Raw genomic sequence first — 16952 nt, 5'->3', positions numbered from 1 at the left:
CCTTATATCGCTTCCTTGGAAGAACTCATTTTTCCAAGCACATTTAAAATATCTTGATAAAATGCTTCTCTACTTCCATTGCGGTGAATTTCCTTATAAAGCAATCCATCTTGGATAAATAAAATACGTTCACAATAACTTGCACTAAACACATCATGCGTTACCATCATAATGCTAACGTGATGATTTTCATGTAAATCATGCATCGCTTCTAATAAACTTTTCGCATTTTTACTATCAAGTGCTCCTGTTGGTTCATCTGCAAGAATAATTGCTGGATTATGTACGAGTGCACGAGCTGCTGCTGTACGCTGCTTTTGACCACCAGAAACTGCAGTTGGGTATTTCTCTAAAATTGCTTCTATCCCAAGTTTTATCGCTACCTCTTGTACTTTTCCTGCAATTTCTTTTGAAGACACTCCTTGCAGTGACAACGGCAATGCAATATTTTCATAAATTGAAAGGTTTTCAAGAAGATTAAAATCTTGAAAAATAAATCCTAGCTTTTGCGCTCTAAAATCAGATAATGCATTTCCTTTCATATTCACAATATCTGTTCCAGCAATTTCCACCGTACCACTAGTCGCTTGATCAAGTGTCGAAATCACATTCAACAACGTCGTTTTCCCTGATCCCGATGGACCCATGATCCCAACAAACTCACCTTCTTTTACCGATAACGTTATTCCTTTTAATACCCTTGAGTGATTTTCATTTCTCTTCCCATATACTTTTTCTACTTGATTTACCTCTACTACAGCACTTTTCATAACTTCATCCCCTATCTCTTAGTATCTATTCGTATCTTCTCAGAAATTTTTTAAGTTTCTTGTAGGTAAATTCTTAAGAATTCTTAAGATTCACTATATATACAAGTTAAAAAACCCTTTCTTTTTTTGGAGGACGAGAGCATCTGGCCGCGCACAGAGATGGTCAGTGCCTTTTCCTTCCACATGCAATGTTTAAAACAAAAAAGCAAGTAGCGATCATGCTGTATTCTGCATAGCAGAGACTTATATATCAAAATTTAAAATAAATTTATATAGAACACCTAACAAAAAATGAGCTTGGCATCATACCAAACTCATTTTTTATTATGCAATATTCTCTTTTTGTTCTATTTCATAATCAATCTCTAGAAACTTTGCGCCAAACAGCCACATTTGATGATGTGCTGTTAACGTTGTTGCATCCTTCTCTCTTATCGTAAACGTTTCTGTGAGTGGCAAGCGAATCGTAAAGAAGCGGCTATGTAAATAAATCCCCTCATCCCCTCTTGCACTATTCCTTAATCGACTCGTAATAATAAGATGTTTCTTATCATTACGCAGTTTTAAAATGCCCGTCATATTCGCATATGGTAATGGCAATGCAATATTCATGTATGTTTCCTCGTTATATTCATGCTGAGAATAGAGCGCGACAAAGATTGTTTCATTCAGTTCGTTTTTCCGAACCCAGGCTCTAACGTCATTTCTACCGTCTTTTTCATCTTTTATAGCAACAATTTCTCCTTCCATCCTCTCTAAGCGATCTCCCATTCCTAAATGAATTTGTTGTACACGTCGGCTTATTTTTTCATACAAAAAAGCAAATGGCCAAAACCAGCGTGACCAGTGAATAGTTGCTTTTAACTCATATTCTTTCGTGTTCTCATAAAAATCAATAATAAGTGGTGATACATTCTTTGTATTAAACTGTTTACTATCAAAATCTATCACTTTATTTATAAGGCCTGTATATTCGTTCTCCTCTATTAAGTTATTTTCTAATAAAACATTTTTTCCAATTTTCATCTTACCTTTTATACGACTCATCGGTTTTCCATAACGCATATATGTCGGTGCAGCTTTTTCAATCATCCAGCCAATACAACCAGGGAATGCTACACCCATTCCATTCACAACTCCATGAATCCAAACCATTTGCGCAATCGTAATCGTCATGACATGCTTAAAGTTGCCATATGAATAGAAAAGCGAGAAAAGAATAGTTACCATAAGTGTACTAGACGAGATGATAAGAAGAATTTTTGCACTCTTTGAAGTAAACTTTGTTTTCCATACAAAAATCCCGTAAATATAAAGGGAAATAAGATAGAGTAACACTGCAAAAAATTCAAACGTTCTTGAATATGTAATCCCGATTGCAACTGTCATTGGTGAAATAATCATAATGAACATAGCGGTTGTATACAACTTACTTTTCTCTTGTTGTTTCCTCCCTAACAAACCGGCAAACAAGGGAAGTAAAAAAGCAGAGTAATGAAAATGAGCCGCTGTGAGTAAAACAATATCTGAACTAAACTGCATAATTGGTATATTTGCTACAGAGGCAAAGAACCAAAATCCACCTAAAAATAAATATATAAATCCACTATCAATTGCAGTTTCTTCTAACGGTTTCCATCCTCTTTCTAACAATCGGGATACTCCAAACAGTGCGACAATACCGGTATATAAAAACCAAATTATCGCAAATGGAAAATAGTCTGTTACAAAAGCAAGCATTGCACTTATTGCTGCAATCGGATAAAAAAATGCTGCGAGCTTATAACAAAATAGTTCGTCTCCATTTCTTTTTTTCTTATCTACAATAGAAAACGCCATTGGGATAAATACAAGAATAGACAATAATATAATCAATTCAACAGGGTGCAGATTTAGCCATTCTAATATAAGAAAAATAACATAATAGATGCAACCAATTATTATATTTCGCATAAATTTATATCCCTTTCTCTAAACGTTCCCTTATAGGAGAAAAGCGGTCCTAATAATGGATTTTGTACTTGTACTTGTATTCGATAACACTCTAATTCATCATCATAACTTTCTATAATCTTTGCCTGTCCATATAAAAACTTTGGCAACGGAATCTTCATTCCGCATAAGTAGAACCATTGTTTTTTAGATGAAATATGCATCGCTCCTTTTGCATCAACGTGAAACGCTAACGTCGATACGAGCAAATGCGGTTCACCAAAATAATCGACAATTTCATTTTGTTTACCATTCAAATACATAACAGCATGAAAATAACGCTTTTTTTCACCGAATAAAAACATCCGATTCCATCTTACAAATGTCTCTCCTTTACTGTCTTTCTCTGCTTTATTTTGGATAATAAATGGTACTTCTGTCCCTCTTTCCGAAAAGAACATCCGGAATTTTGCTGCTACTTTTAAAAACATTCTTACAGCAGCAGAACCTTCTGTAATTTCGTCCATCCTCCCTTCACCTGTAAAACTATATTCTTCTGTAATTGCATACCGTTTTTGTAACTTTGGGTGTAACTGATGATAGGATTCTTCTAATAATGTTTCGTAAATGGAAGTCAATTTTCTACTCCTTTCTACTTCTCTTACAATTCTTCGCTTGCGGTAAGTTATTGCTATTCATATAACCGATTATTGAGAGTCCAATTAATATGATGTTTAACGTAATCGGATTAAAAAGTTGCATAAAGCTAGCGATATTTGTAAATCCCGCCGCAGCTGTCAATATTAATATTATAAAAGTGTGAAGAAAAAATAATTTCTGTTTTTGGAAAGGTAACAACCAGATCACCCCAAACACAATTTCCAAAAATCCAACCATTTTAATCATTGCGGCAGCGTAATTTTCTGAACCAATAAGCTTGGAAAGCATCTGTACCTCTTCTGGATGAGTATATAAAATTTTCGGAATAAGACCTTGATAGATCCACACAAAAGACAACAAAAAGCAAATGAGATAATATGTAATAGCTCTTTTTAATAATAAACGCGGATGAAATCCTTTTTCTAACCACAATTTCAAGGCATCAAAACTCCAAGCTGTTGCCCACCCTAATAACGGACGAAATATATATGAATCTATAAATCTTCCTATACCTCCAAACCTCGTTTCATAATCATACTGCGTTTTAAAGCGAACCTTATTCTCATTCGGTTTATACTTCCAATAGCCTCTCCCTACCGAAATTAACGAAAGCTTACTATCTGTCCAAAATTTCAGTGACGAAATGCGTTCCCCGCCTTCTTTTTGTAATTCTCCTATTGATTCTCCTTCTCCAGCAATTTCAAGTCCGAAACCAATTTTTGTTTTATATAAAAAATGCTGTGGTTCGCCTTCGTTCTTCTCTAAATACGATATTTCTGTAAACCGTGCATCCCATTCCGTATGTATCTTTGGATCTTGTGTATACTTCCAAAGTTCATCCATTGTAGTTTCTATTTCGGTTTTTACATAAATGGGGTTTTGTTTTTTCATTCCCACTCCTCCATCCATATGTGAAATTTGTAATATTTACCCCTTTCAACCACATATCATTTTCATTTTACCAATAAACCATTTTAATTTTCAAAATTTTTATAACCCACTTGATTTCTCTCAACATTTTGATTACTATAGAACAAATGTTACAAACAACTTCATACAACCAATTACTCTCGCCTAATGACGTGAGATAGAGGTCGCAACTTTTATGAGTATTCTATAGGAGACACAGAGATTGTCAGTGAATGTAGATGAAAGGAAAAGTTGCCGAAATGTATATGTTCCTCTGAGCATATACATTGGGGCTGTTTTCGAATAGAAACAGAACTGTCATATATACAGCGGTGTATATATGAAGAGCTATCTACAAAAAAGAGAGATCATGTTTTTTATGATCATCTTCTTTTTTGGCGGTTTTTTTATTAGCTCCGTTTTCTGTTTCCTTTTTCCTGTAACAGCACCATCCTCACCTATTTGAGATGGTGTTTTTTATTTGCTTTCGATAACTTACAGGAAGATCTATACTTCCCATCTTATGTTTAACAACATTTTCCCTAATTTATTTATCTATATTAACTTGAAAGAGGGCTCTTATCATGGAGATTATTGTTCAAAAATTTGGTGGTACATCTGTCGGAAATATCGAACGGATTCAACATGTTGCCGATTTAATCATTGAGGAATATGAAAGAGGACACGGAATTGTAGCGGTCGTTTCTGCAATGGGACATAGTACAGATGAATTAGTATCTTTAGCTGCTAGTATTACAGATCAACCTAGTAAACGAGAAATGGACATGTTACTTACAACAGGTGAGCAAATTTCAATTTCTTTATTAACAATGGCCTTGCAAACAAAAGGGTATGAGGCAATTTCATTCACTGGCTGGCAAGCTGGTATTACAACAGAGCCCGTACACGGCAGCGCAAGAATTATCGACATAAATATAGAGCGTATTCAATCTTATGTACAAAAAGGAACGATTGTTGTTGTAGCTGGTTTCCAAGGATTAAGCAGAGATCAGGAAATTACAACGCTTGGCCGCGGCGGTTCCGATACAACTGCAGTTGCATTAGCTGCAGCATTACAAGCAACAAAATGTGATATTTATACTGATGTAACAGGTGTTTATACAACTGATCCTCGCGTTGTAAAAGACGCTTACAAATTAGATGAAATTTCCTATGATGAAATGTTAGAACTTGCAAATTTAGGCGCTGGTGTACTTCACCCAAGAGCAGTCGAATTTGCAAAAAATCATAATGTTATGTTAGAAGTTCGCTCAAGCATGGAACAAGAAAACGGAACAATCGTAAGGGGAGAATGTGACATGGAACAACAATCAATCGTAAAAGGCATTGCATTTGAAGATAATATTACACGTGTAACAATGAAAGGCCTACAAGCAGGAAAACTTTCCGCAGTCTTCTCTACATTAGCAAGTGCTCATATTAATGTAGATATTATCATTCAAAGTATTACAAATGAAGGAACTGTACATTTATCCTTCTCTATTCATTCAAATGATTTAAAAGAAACACTAGCGGTTTTAGAAGAAAATCGTGAATCTATGCAATATGAATCTGTAGAGTATGAAAACCATTTAGCAAAAGTATCGATCGTTGGATCAGGTATGGTATCTAATCCAGGTGTCGCTGCGAAAATGTTCTCAACATTACAAGAAGAACATATTCACATTAAAATGGTAAGTACATCAGAAATTAAAGTATCTGTCGTAATCGACCGCCTTCATTTAGTAAAAGGTGTCGAAGCACTTCATGAATCGTTTATGGCAAAAATTGAGCGTTTTGCATCAGTAAATTAAAAAAACAAGGAACCAACTCCAAAAGTACGTAGGTGCCTTTCGGAGGTCGGTTCCTTCTTACTTATCCGCCGATATATCGGCGGAAATGGTACTTTTATCGGCGCTTTTTACAATATATCGACCGTTTCTTAAAATATATCGGCGATTCGACATGAAAAACAGTCTAGTCTCTAAAGCTCGGTCTTTTAGAACAAGTGAATGTTTTGCTTTTTGCACTCTTCACGCATTTCATCTGGCCACACTGAAGACTGCACTTCACCGATATGTGCTTTACGTAAAAAGTACATGCACATTCTTGATTGTCCAATGCCACCACCAAGTGTTAACGGCAGTACATCTTCTAAAATTCCTTTATGGAAATCGTATTCACGTTTGAAGTCTTCCCCTGTTATTGTTAATTGTTCATCAAGAGATTTACTGTCAACGCGAATGCCCATCGATGATAACTCAAATGAAGACTGCAATACTGGATGCCAGAATAAAATATCTCCGTTCAATTTCCAATCATCATAGTCCGATGCGCGTCCATCATGTTTTTCCCCAGAGCAAAGCGCCCCGCCAATCCCGCTAATAAAGACGGCACCATGTTCTTTCGCAATCGCATGCTCACGATCCTTCGGTGTTAATTCTGGGTATTTATCCTCAAGCTCTTGTGATGTGATAAATACGATATCTTCTGGTAAATACTTACCAAGGAACGGATATTTTTCAAACAAATAGCTCTCTAATTCTTTGAATATTCCGTAAATTGTTCGTACTGTTTCTTGTAAATAATCTACTGTACGCCATTCTTTTTGAATAATTTTTTCCCAATCCCATTGATCCACGTAAATAGAATGCGTTGCATCTAATTCTTCATCGCGGCGAATTGCGTTCATATTTGTATATAGCCCTTCACCAGCTTCATATCCATATTCATGCAAAGCGAATCGTTTCCATTTTGCTAGTGAATGTACAATTTCTAACTCTTCTCCTGAATGCAGCATATCAAATTCAATTGGACGCTCCACACCGTTTAAATGATCGTTTAATCCTGATTTTTTCGTTACAAATAATGGTGCAGATACACGGAATAACCCAAGACGTTTTGATAATTGCTCTTCAAAAAATGTTTTAACTTCCTTAATTGCGATTTGTGTTTCTCTTACTGTCATTAATGTTTGATACATGATGTTTTCCTCCTAAAATGTTTTGATGTAATGAGGAAAGAAACCAATAAAAAAAGCCCTTCTTTCCCAAAAAACTGGGACGAAAGACTTTGGTTCCGCGGTACCACCCAAATTAGCAACAGAGGTTGCTCACTTATCAGTACGGAGATTAGAGATAACTCGATACTGTTCTTCTTGTAACGGCGAAGTTCCCGGCTAAGTCTACTTTCCTAAAAAGGATTTCGGTTAGCGACTCCAGGAGGTTCTTCATAACAGGCTTCGTATCAGGCTCACACCATCCCTGACTCGCTTGGACTACGTCCTATTACTACTCTTCCTTTCACAGTCGTTTTACTGTCACATCTCTGAAACATTTTATTAAAGTTTATTCTATACAAAAAAATAAGAAAGTCAACAAAAATTTTTAAAATATTTTTCAATTCTTTATTTTGTGTATTCACAAAATAACATGTGTCACACTTCAACAAATTATCGTGTCTTATTAATAAATACTAAATATAAAGGAGGATCTCCATGAGTAATTTAACAAATAAAGTTCCTGAATGGTTATACATATTTGTATTTTGCACCGCTGGGATCAGTGTCGTTTCTCAAGGATTCATCATGATTCCAATCGAAAGTCAACTTATATTCTATTTTCAAATTCCTAAAAATGTTGCCTATCTCTCAAGCAGCATATTTTCCATTTTCTACGCCATTGGATTCTTAATTTCCGCTCCTCTATCCAATCGATTTGGGAAGAAAAATATATTAGTTCTCGGTCTATTCGCTTTGTCCTTTTGTACGCTGACGATTAGCTTTTGCAAAGTATACAACTTATTTTTGTTTCTTAGAGCTTTGCAAGGACTAGTAGCAGCTACGTTTACGCCTTTAGCGCTTGCCTATGCATTCGAATTGTTTATTCCAAAGCGTCAAGGCTATGTTATCGGGATTTTAAGCACAGCATTTACCATGTCTAGCCTATTAGGACAAATACTCAGTAATTGGTTTATATCTCAATACGCTTTTCCTAGTCTTTTTTATTTTTTCGCTTTCATTCATCTTTTATGTGGGGCAATTTTATATTTCACTCTACCTGCATCTATCAAAAGTAATCGTCCATTATCTATGGCATACTGGTTTGATATGTTTACATTATTTCGAAATCGTTACATGGCAATTTGTCTTGCGATTACCTTTACACAGTTTCTTTCATTCGTTGCCATTTATAGTTCTTTACATCACTTATTAATCCAAATGTATCACCTTACAGGTCATGAAATTCTGTTATTTCAATGCCTTGGCATAATCGGAATGTCTATTTCTCCTTTTATGAATAACTTTATTACACGTACGAAAGCCCCAAAAATGATGACATTAGGACTTATAATCACGTGCACAGGAGTACTTTTGTTCTTGAAATGGGATCATATTTATTTTCTCTCTATCACTACAATCCTATTTGCGGCAGGAATTTCAGTCGTACTACCTTCGATCATTTTTCATATTGGACAAATAAGCGGGAAGAAAAAAGGAGTTGCAATGGCACTTTATACATTTACTTTATTTTTAGGATCTAGTATAGGTCCGTATATCGGGACAAAAATGATGTTTAAATATGTCGTACTTACTATTTTCTCTGTCCTATTCTTGTCTTTCCTAATGTCATTTTCTTTACGAAAAAAGCAAAATCATTTCTACAAAAATATACAAGCCAATCAAAATGATTAGTTCGCAAACAATACAAATAAGAGTTGCTCTAACAGTTATCTCACAACTTTTAGAACAACTCTACGCCCTTAACGTTGTATAATAACGCGCCCCAGCTTATCAGGATTTACAACATAAAAAATTTGTTCAATCTGATTCGTATTTTGCTTCCAAGCAAAACTGAAGACACCGACGACCTCTTCATCCTTTAATATGAGAACGCCTGGCTCATTGTTTACTATGACTGCTTGTGCTTTTTTTCCTGTGAAAAATTTTGTAGCAATTGCAGATAACAAACTCAGCACGCGCTCTTTACTAATAATTTGATTAATAGCTGTAACAACATTCCCTCCTCCATCTGCAATAAGGGTTACATCGTTAGTAAGAATCTCTGAAATTTCTTGAACGTTGCCTTTCGATAAGGCCAAAATAAACTTATGAATTTGCTCTTGTTGAATTTCGTATGATGTATAATTTTCATCAAAAGATACATTCATTTTCTTCTTCGCACGGCTAAACACTTTACGGCAATTCATCTCCGTTATATGGAGTAAATCCGCGATTTCACTATGTTTTAAATCTAATGCTTCTTTTAGAACATAAACCGCTCGCTCTGTGGCCGAGAGTTTTTCCATAAGAACAACAAATGTATAGTGTAGCTGGTCATCTTGCATGATTTTCTCTAAAGGATCCCATTTCATATCCTGTACAATCGGCTCTGGCAGCCACGTACCCACATAAGTTTCTCTTTTTTTTCGGCTTGATTGTAATTCATTTATACAACGATTTACAACCATTCTACTTATATACGACTTTATATTGTTAATATCAGTTAAATGAATCTCATTCATCTGTAGCTTTAGAAATGTATCTTGAACAATATCTTCAGCATCACTTATCGATCCAAGCATTTTATATGCAATAGCAATAAAATAAGATTTGTATGCTATATACAATTTATTTATGTCTAAATGATGTCCTTCCACCTTACCCCTCCTCGAAGCTAACTCACCCAAATTTTAGCATTATATCCAATCACAAATACCCTAGAAAAAATTTTCTAGGGTATACCTATGTAAATTTCTCAAAAAACATTTTAAAAAAATAATATTTATAACAAAATTACTAACTGGATGAATCTGTTTTGATTTTCTTATTGCACGTGGCAGACAAGGGGGCTGACCGCCTTGGCGCATGACCAGACGCTCTCACTTACCTAACAATTTGTATTTATAATTGATTCTACAAATGATTTTGAAACCCTTTAGACCAAGAAGGATGAATGGGCTCCCACCCATATTCTTTTCGAGCTTTAGTATTAGAAGCGCCGCGCTCACCACGATTACTACTAACTTGAAAAGAAGGCTCAGGTGCACCGATTGCAGAAGCATAAACAGGCAACCAAACATGTCCTGATGCAGGATGGTCATCGACAATATTGACCGGACCAGATGGCCAATCTAGTGCCAGTAGTGCTGCTCTTGCTGCATCGTCTACATGTAGAAAAGAAGCTACACCATCAGTTGCTGCCATTTCTTGTCGTCGTACTTGATTCGCAATCATTCCATCTATTGCATACCAAGTTCCCGGACCATAGAGCGTTCCATAACGAAGTATAACAAACTCTGGCATTTGAGACACTTTTTCTTCTAACACCATAATACCTTCTATCGTTGTTTTTCGCGGAAACGGAGCTGTAATGTCTAACATGTCTTCTTCTGTAGCGGGTCCCTCTCCCGGATCATACGCCCACGAAATACTTTGTGCAATGATTCGTCTAACTCCTGCTGATTTTGCAGCATCTACAAGATTTTCTGTCCCCTCCATTCGCATTTTTGCATTATCTACGGAGCTTCCCCCACTTAACGATGTAAGTTGATGAATCACTACATCTGGCTGACTATTTTGCAATGCAGTGAATACAGCATCTCGATCAAATGCATCGGCCACCACGGGCTTTGCACCCAATTTTGTAATTGTGCTTGCCTTTGATTCATCACGAATCATTCCGAACACATCGTGGCCCTCCTGTACTAACAAAGGAATTAAAGAGCGTCCGATTACACCAGTTGCTCCGGCAAGAAAAATGTTCAATTCTATTCCCCCTATATATGTTTCAACTAATTCGTCTTGTTTTTTGAGACTGTTATTTTGCTGTTCATATATAAGACAAATTGGGTTTATAAATCGTGACATGAATCAAAAAATTTACTATATAAATCCATTTTAATGTTTCAGCTTACAAGTTGCTGCTAGAGAGAAAAAATGTCTTGCACTCGTTTTCTCTCTTTGTTTTAACCATTGTCCGTGGCAGGAAAAGGCCCTGACTGCTTCTATGCATGGCCAGACGCTCTTGCCTATCTAAAATGTCATTTTTTCAATTTGTATTTATATACAATAAAAAACCATCTATTACTATGCTAGAGATCTTACAGTTTATTCATAATTGCTTCTACGATATGTTCAACCGTCATCTCCCCATCAATTACGTAGTCAGCATTAGGTTTCACACTTTTCTCCATCTCTAAGTATGCCTCTCTCCCAGCTTGCAAGTATACCTCACATTCGAAAAGAACCTCATCAATAGTATGTAAAGGATTACGAATAAATCTTCTCGCCATCGCTATATCTAATGGTGTATCAATATAAAATGAAATGTCTATCACATCTTTCATCTGGTTATTCAAGTACGAAAATGGATAGTCCAAAATAATATAATCTACAACTGCATCATTTAATAACGATTCAATATCTATCATGATGGGACTAACATTCCACTCATTATAATTTGCACCTTTTTCCATCCATGCACAAATGTCACTTGGCCCCTCTAAATTATAATCATCAAAATGAAAAGTCTTGGCGTTATTCAGTCTATTAGCTAACTCCTTCGTAACGGTTGTCTTACCGCCGCCAGATACAGCTGAAATAGATATTACTGTTGTTTTTCCCCCCATATTACTCCTCCATGAAATAATAGAATTTTAATCTCTTTCCTATCCCTTTACTCTAAAATAATCTTTTGCTGGAGTCTATAGTTACAAATGGGCGTATATGAAACATTAAAAAAGTAACTACTCAGCCATACACCACTTATTACCTTTCAGCACATAGATTGCTGCCGTGACGATACAAATGACAATGCACCTTGCTGCCTTTCTTTGTTACCATACTTTGCACGTGGCAGAAATAGGCACTGACCGCTTCTATGCATGGCCAGTCCCTCCCAGGCCATTTTAAAAAATTCTTTTCTACCTTTTTTTACAGAGTGACTAAGTAGTTACCATGTATTCAAGATTTAACACCTTTTACATAACACATTACTATCAGCAAAAATTAAAAGATTTCTATTAACGGGATAAACCTGAGAATTTTGCGCATTACTGTCCATGTTATGATATACTATTATATCCTGCTGTTCATTTTTATGAGCAACTGTCGGAAAGGAAAAAGTCATAAACCCAAATTTTATTTTAAAGATTTATCGACTACTGTGGAAACAGATTTGCTATACAATAATAACGGAGTGATTATATTATATGAGTAAAGCTAAAGGTAAAGGCGGAACAGGTAGAGGAACAGGCAGTAAGGGCTGGAACCGCTGGAAAGCCAGTGCCAACAAAAAAAAGAGTGCCAAACCTTATACAAGCAAAGGTGTGAAAAAAGCGGGTGGCGCAAAGACAAACAGTAATACAGGTGACAAATCCGAAAGATAGGGACTGCTATTTCCGTTTGATATCTTTCGTGTAAGTGTAAGATAGATGTTGTGTGGGTTTATTTTGCGGAGAAAAGCAAAGATTTAAAACAACAAAACAAGTGGTTGCTCATTGTAAAAAGACAACTTTTAAAATTCATTAATACGATATATTATGAAAAAATGGGCGTTTATCAAACAGTAAAAGAAAAAGATGTTTGCCACAAATAAGCAAACATCTTTTTCTTTTACCGTACTTTATCCACTTAATCGTCTTCAGTCAATCGCTTCACTTCAAAATACAACACTTGAATAAATTTCTTCGTATTAATTCGTGTATGACCAGTCGATGATAATGATTCGTTTGTTAACTCTGTCATTCGTTTACGCACAATTGTAAAATCAAAAAATTTCGGAGCATAGCTTTCAAATTTCGGATTCGAAAAATCCGTTAAGCCAAGAGAAGCTAAGTGATTAAGCGATTGATAAATTGCTCGGCGCACCCTTTGTTCTGAAGCTTTTCTCTCTTTATCAATCTCACCTTCCGAAGCCATTTCACCTAACTTTTTGACCGTAATATGTTGAAAAATATCTTTTAATACTGGAAAACCGTGTTCAAAGGTTTCCTTCTTTTCATATTGATATAAGTATTCCAGCATACTTAGTAAATCTTTACTTCCGTTCTCCCCAGCAATCCCTAGTTCCGCTAATAAGAAACGGCCAGAATCAGCAATTTTTTTCTCTTCTAGCCCTGATTCAATGCGTCCTTTTGGTTGTTCCCATTGAAATACATTGTTTAATGATTTTTGAATATCTTGAATAGAGCGTTCCAAGCGAATACGTTCTATCACTTTTCGTACAACTGATACAACTTCAATTTTATTGAGAGGTTTTGTAATATAATATTCAACACCAAGGGAATAAGCTTCACCAATTAATTGTTTTGATTCTACTTGAGAAATCATAACCACTTTCCCCGCAAACGACGGGACGATGCGCCGAACCGTTTCAATTCCGTCGCGAATTGGCATTAATAAGTCAATAAATAATATATCTACTTTTTTAAAATTTAATTTTTCCCCTTCTACAAAAGCCCCATCTTCTTCTTCTCCAACTACTTCTCCAAGGTCTTCATCTTCAATAATTTGCGCTAACATAGAACGAAACACTTCGTCATCATCTACGATGTAATAAAACATAGACTCATCCTTCCTTAGTCAGGCTAGATTCCGGCAACCGTACAATAAATTTGCAGCCTCTTTCAGCGTCTCTGTCTTGTAGTATAACCTCTCCCCCAAGTTCCGTCACCATCTCTTTTATATAAGATAAGCCAATTCCTGTTGACGGTGTTCCAGTTTGGTCATATTTTGAAGTAAAACCAGGCTTAAATACTAGCTCCTTATATTTCCCCGAAATACCCGGACCATCATCTATTACTTCAAACGAGACAACCGCTCCTTGCTTCTTAATATGAATTGTAATTGTACCAACACGATCAATTGCTTCTACAGCATTTGCAACTAAATTATTTAAAATCGACAAAACGGTATATACATGATATTGCGTATGTTCCCCTTCTATCTGTTTAGAAAATACGATGTCCTTTTGTAATAACTGTGCGTATTTCTCGTTAATTCTTATAATCATTTCCGCCAGTTCATTTCCATTTATATATTCCGAAAGATCTTTATCTAAAAGAAGTTTAGATAACCCTGCAAAAATTCTTTGGTTATCTTTTTTTATTTCGTGTACCTCTCCTGCAATTTTCAGCGCGTTCTTACTATACAGCTCTATATCACTTCCAGCACTTTCTTGCTGCTGTAAATTCCGATATAATTGGTATGCTTCTTGTGTGATCCTTTCAGCATCTTGCAGCGTTTTCTTCAAATGAACAGATTCTACATACAAGTTAGAAAGATGCATAAACATCTTTTCATTTTCTTTCCGAACCTGCGCTTCTTTTAATTTTGTCTCATATAAACTCATCATATTTAAAAAACCGAGCGCAAAAAAACTACGGAAAGTAGCAATAATAATAATTTTATTCACTTCTGAAACTGTAATCATCGTGCTCAACACAAAAATATGATAAAAAGCAAGTTCCGCCATGCTTGAAATAATTTCAATCGTAATGCCAAAACATCCGATTAAAAATGGTTTTTGATGAAATTGATTTACTTTGCATATTGAAAAAAGACTTCCATATACGAAATAATAAAAGAAGACTGGATAACGCATACAAAAGGAGTCTGAAAAATGAAAAGAACCTTGCAGCATCCAGTCAAGGCCAATTCGAAATATTACTACAGATGCCCCAACAAGAATTCCTGCTATAGCAGCTGGAATTTTTCTTAAAAATAATAGTAAAAAGAAGAAAATCGGTGTTCCAAAGCTAACACGAAACGTATCATTAAATGGATGAAAGTTCAATTCTCCAGCTACTGGAACAATCAAAATTAAAATAATTAAAAGTGAAATATCTTTTTTCCACAATTGATGCCAGTTCAAACACGTCACTTCCCATTATCTAGTATTGAAACATAATAAGGAAAGCCCGCTTATTATATAAACGGGCTTTATTCCTATACTGTTACCTTTTCAACTGCTTTTATTTGACGATAAACAGGTTGCCACATTGCATCTTTTACAGCCTTCCTGATATCGTTATCACTTAATACCTCACGAGCAACACCTTCAGCAACTGCCGCTTTTGCTACTTCAACAGCAACAATCTCTGAAATATTACGCAGCTCTTCTACTTCCGGAAGAATTGGTGCACCAGGTTGACTTGTATCTACCATACTCGCTACCGCTTCTGCTGCCGCTGCAAACATGCCATCTGTCATTACACGAGCACGAACAACATTTGTACCAAGACCAAGACCTGGGAAGATAAGTGCATTGTTAGATTGCCCAATTATATAAGTAACTCCATTATATGTAACTGGATCGAACGGACTACCAGTTGCAACAAGCGCTCGCCCTTCTGTCCAAGAAATTAAATCGGCTGGTTTCGCTTCTGCAAGAGACGTTGGATTAGACATTGGTAAAATAATTGGTCGTTCCACATGTGCTGCCATTTCTTTTACTATTGCTTCTGTAAATGCACCAGCAACTGTTGACGTCCCGATTAAAATAGTTGGTTGTACATGTTTTACAACTTCAGCAAGACCAATCATTTCTGATTGCTGCCATTGTTGGACTTCAGACCTTTCACGTGCATAAGGACGTTGGAAGTCAAGAAGATCATCCATATCAGTAAGTAAACCATTACGGTCAATACACCAAAAACGGCGGTTTGCTTCATCCTTCGATAAACCTAAGCGCACCATTGCATCACGTACTTGATCTGCAATTCCAACTCCAGCAGTACCCGCACCAAAGACTACAACGCGATGTTCACAAAGTGGAATACCTGAAGCCTTCACAGCTGATAACACAGCTGCCAGTGAAACAGCCCCAGTTCCTTGTATATCATCGTTAAATGTACATACGCTATCGCGATATTTGTCTAAAATTTTACGTGCATTACGTGTACTAAAATCTTCCCAGTGCAGCAATGCATTCGGAAACTTATTACATACAGCTTTTACAAACAAATCGATAAATGTATCATACGCTTCTCCCGTTACACGTGGATGGCGATTTCCGATATAAAACGGATTATTTAATAAATCTTCATTGTTTGTACCAACATCTAAAATAACCGGTAATACACGACTTGGATCAATACCAACTGCTGCTGTATAAACAGCTAGTTTTCCAATGGCAATATTAATACCACCTACACCCCAGTCTCCAATTCCTAAAATACCTTCACCGTCTGTTACAACGACTAAATCAATATTTTCTGCAGTTGCACCAATGTTAGAAAATGCTTCCTCAATACCATTTGGATCATTAACTGATAAATACACCCCACGTGGTTTACGATACTCATGACTATATCTTTGAATCGCCACACCAACAGTTGGCGTGTATACAATCGGAAGCATTTCTCGTAAATGATTTGTAAGCAAACGATAAAATAACACTTCATTACGATCATGCAGTGCTGTTAAGTATACGTTTTTTAATAAGTCATCCGGCTGTGAACAAAACTGTTCATATGCACGGCGTGCTTGTTCGTCCAATGTTAATACAGCTGGTGGTAATAATCCTTTCAGCCCTAGTTCTTCCCTTTCTTCTGTTGTGAAAGCAACGCCTTTATTTAAAAGTGGTGTTGCTAATACTTCCCTTCCTCGTAATGTCGTTTCTAAAGTTCCATCCGAGGAAACTGTAAATTTACTCATAAAATCCCTACCCTTATTTATAT

The 16952-nt window shown here is 36.0% G+C and carries 14 protein-coding genes, 1 riboswitch and 1 other annotated feature; of the genes, 3 read left to right on the top strand and 11 right to left on the bottom strand.

Going from position 1 to position 16952, the window contains the following annotated elements; translation table 11 throughout:
- Positions 1-2: 2 nt before the first annotated feature.
- The 4 genes from WAZ07_RS06570 to WAZ07_RS06555 form a co-directional block, all read right to left on the bottom strand.
- Positions 3-770: an ABC transporter ATP-binding protein gene (locus tag WAZ07_RS06570; RefSeq protein ID WP_090912165.1), complete on the bottom strand. Its 768-nt coding sequence runs from the start codon at positions 768-770 to the stop codon at positions 3-5.
- Between the two features lie 324 nt (positions 771-1094).
- Entirely contained in the window at positions 1095-2723 is a 1629-nt protein-coding gene (locus tag WAZ07_RS06565) for a YndJ family protein (protein ID WP_336471783.1), read from the bottom strand.
- Positions 2711-3340, bottom strand: a complete 630-nt coding sequence (locus WAZ07_RS06560; protein WP_336471782.1) for a DUF4166 domain-containing protein — start codon at positions 3338-3340, stop codon at positions 2711-2713. Before WAZ07_RS06560 ends, WAZ07_RS06565 begins: the two co-directional genes overlap by 13 nt.
- 4 nt (positions 3341-3344) lie before the next feature.
- Positions 3345-4253, bottom strand: coding sequence for a DoxX-like family protein (locus WAZ07_RS06555; RefSeq protein WP_336471781.1), 909 nt, complete (start codon positions 4251-4253; stop codon positions 3345-3347).
- 189 nt (positions 4254-4442) lie between these two features.
- A riboswitch (Lysine riboswitch) is annotated at positions 4443-4630 on the top strand.
- 225 nt (positions 4631-4855) lie between these two features.
- On the opposite strand from WAZ07_RS06555, the gene WAZ07_RS06550 reads away from it, so the two are divergent.
- On the top strand, positions 4856-6085 hold the full coding sequence (locus WAZ07_RS06550) for an aspartate kinase (protein WP_336471780.1): 1230 nt from the start codon (positions 4856-4858) through the stop codon (positions 6083-6085).
- 185 nt (positions 6086-6270) lie between these two features.
- Here the strand turns inward: WAZ07_RS06550 and asnA are convergent, their stop codons facing one another.
- Positions 6271-7254, bottom strand: coding sequence for an aspartate--ammonia ligase (gene asnA, locus WAZ07_RS06545; protein WP_336471779.1), 984 nt, complete (start codon positions 7252-7254; stop codon positions 6271-6273).
- A 72-nt stretch (positions 7255-7326) separates the two neighbouring features.
- Positions 7327-7586, bottom strand: a binding site (T-box leader).
- A 181-nt stretch (positions 7587-7767) separates the two neighbouring features.
- On the opposite strand from asnA, the gene WAZ07_RS06540 reads away from it, so the two are divergent.
- Entirely contained in the window at positions 7768-8964 is a 1197-nt protein-coding gene (locus WAZ07_RS06540; protein WP_336471778.1) for an MFS transporter, read from the top strand.
- A gap of 68 nt (positions 8965-9032) precedes the next feature.
- Here WAZ07_RS06540 and WAZ07_RS06535 read toward each other — a convergent pair whose 3' ends face one another.
- From WAZ07_RS06535 to WAZ07_RS06525, 3 genes are all read right to left on the bottom strand, one after another.
- Positions 9033-9929 carry a sigma-70 family RNA polymerase sigma factor gene (locus tag WAZ07_RS06535; protein WP_336471777.1) on the bottom strand — a complete coding sequence of 299 codons (897 nt, stop codon included), beginning with the start codon at positions 9927-9929 and terminating at the stop codon, positions 9033-9035.
- Positions 9930-10185: 256 nt separating this feature from the next.
- Complete coding sequence (locus WAZ07_RS06530; RefSeq protein ID WP_336471776.1) at positions 10186-11037, bottom strand: NAD-dependent epimerase/dehydratase family protein; 852 nt, start codon at positions 11035-11037, stop codon at positions 10186-10188.
- Between the two features lie 335 nt (positions 11038-11372).
- Entirely contained in the window at positions 11373-11900 is a 528-nt protein-coding gene (locus WAZ07_RS06525) for a nucleoside/nucleotide kinase family protein (RefSeq protein ID WP_336471775.1), read from the bottom strand.
- 582 nt (positions 11901-12482) lie between these two features.
- Here WAZ07_RS06525 and WAZ07_RS06520 point away from each other — a divergent pair.
- Positions 12483-12659, top strand: coding sequence for a DUF3934 family protein (locus WAZ07_RS06520; protein ID WP_020060606.1), 177 nt, complete (start codon positions 12483-12485; stop codon positions 12657-12659).
- Between the two features lie 244 nt (positions 12660-12903).
- Here the strand turns inward: WAZ07_RS06520 and WAZ07_RS06515 are convergent, their stop codons facing one another.
- The 3 genes from WAZ07_RS06515 to malS form a co-directional block, all read right to left on the bottom strand.
- Positions 12904-13836: a response regulator gene (locus WAZ07_RS06515; RefSeq protein WP_336471774.1), complete on the bottom strand. Its 933-nt coding sequence runs from the start codon at positions 13834-13836 to the stop codon at positions 12904-12906.
- Positions 13837-13840: 4 nt separating this feature from the next.
- Positions 13841-15145 carry an ATP-binding protein gene (locus WAZ07_RS06510; protein ID WP_336471773.1) on the bottom strand — a complete coding sequence of 435 codons (1305 nt, stop codon included), beginning with the start codon at positions 15143-15145 and terminating at the stop codon, positions 13841-13843.
- Positions 15146-15219: 74 nt separating this feature from the next.
- Positions 15220-16950, bottom strand: coding sequence for an oxaloacetate-decarboxylating malate dehydrogenase (gene malS, locus WAZ07_RS06505; RefSeq protein ID WP_336471826.1), 1731 nt, complete (start codon positions 16948-16950; stop codon positions 15220-15222).
- Positions 16951-16952: the final 2 nt, after the last annotated feature.

The sequence above is a fragment of the Bacillus bruguierae genome (genome assembly GCF_037104725.1).
GTDB classification, from domain to species: Bacteria; Bacillota; Bacilli; order Bacillales; family Bacillaceae_G; genus Bacillus_A; species Bacillus_A bruguierae.
The sequence above is the reverse complement of the archived record's forward strand: the minus strand, read 5'-3'. Positions and strand labels throughout refer to the sequence as shown.

What these genes read in the sequence shown, in the direction of transcription:
- WAZ07_RS06570 (WP_090912165.1), bottom strand. Translation starts at nt 770, where the DNA reads ATGAAAAGTGCTGTAGTAGAGGTAAATCAAGTAGAAAAAGTATATGGG.
- WAZ07_RS06555 (WP_336471781.1), bottom strand. Translation starts at nt 4,253, where the DNA reads ATGAAAAAACAAAACCCCATTTATGTAAAAACCGAAATAGAAACTACA.
- WAZ07_RS06565 (WP_336471783.1), bottom strand. Translation starts at nt 2,723, where the DNA reads ATGCGAAATATAATAATTGGTTGCATCTATTATGTTATTTTTCTTATA.
- WAZ07_RS06550 (WP_336471780.1), top strand. Translation starts at nt 4,856, where the DNA reads ATGGAGATTATTGTTCAAAAATTTGGTGGTACATCTGTCGGAAATATC.
- WAZ07_RS06525 (WP_336471775.1), bottom strand. Translation starts at nt 11,900, where the DNA reads ATGGGGGGAAAAACAACAGTAATATCTATTTCAGCTGTATCTGGCGGC.
- WAZ07_RS06520 (WP_020060606.1), top strand. Translation starts at nt 12,483, where the DNA reads ATGAGTAAAGCTAAAGGTAAAGGCGGAACAGGTAGAGGAACAGGCAGT.
- asnA (WP_336471779.1), bottom strand. Translation starts at nt 7,254, where the DNA reads ATGTATCAAACATTAATGACAGTAAGAGAAACACAAATCGCAATTAAG.
- WAZ07_RS06540 (WP_336471778.1), top strand. Translation starts at nt 7,768, where the DNA reads ATGAGTAATTTAACAAATAAAGTTCCTGAATGGTTATACATATTTGTA.
- WAZ07_RS06515 (WP_336471774.1), bottom strand. Translation starts at nt 13,836, where the DNA reads ATGTTTTATTACATCGTAGATGATGACGAAGTGTTTCGTTCTATGTTA.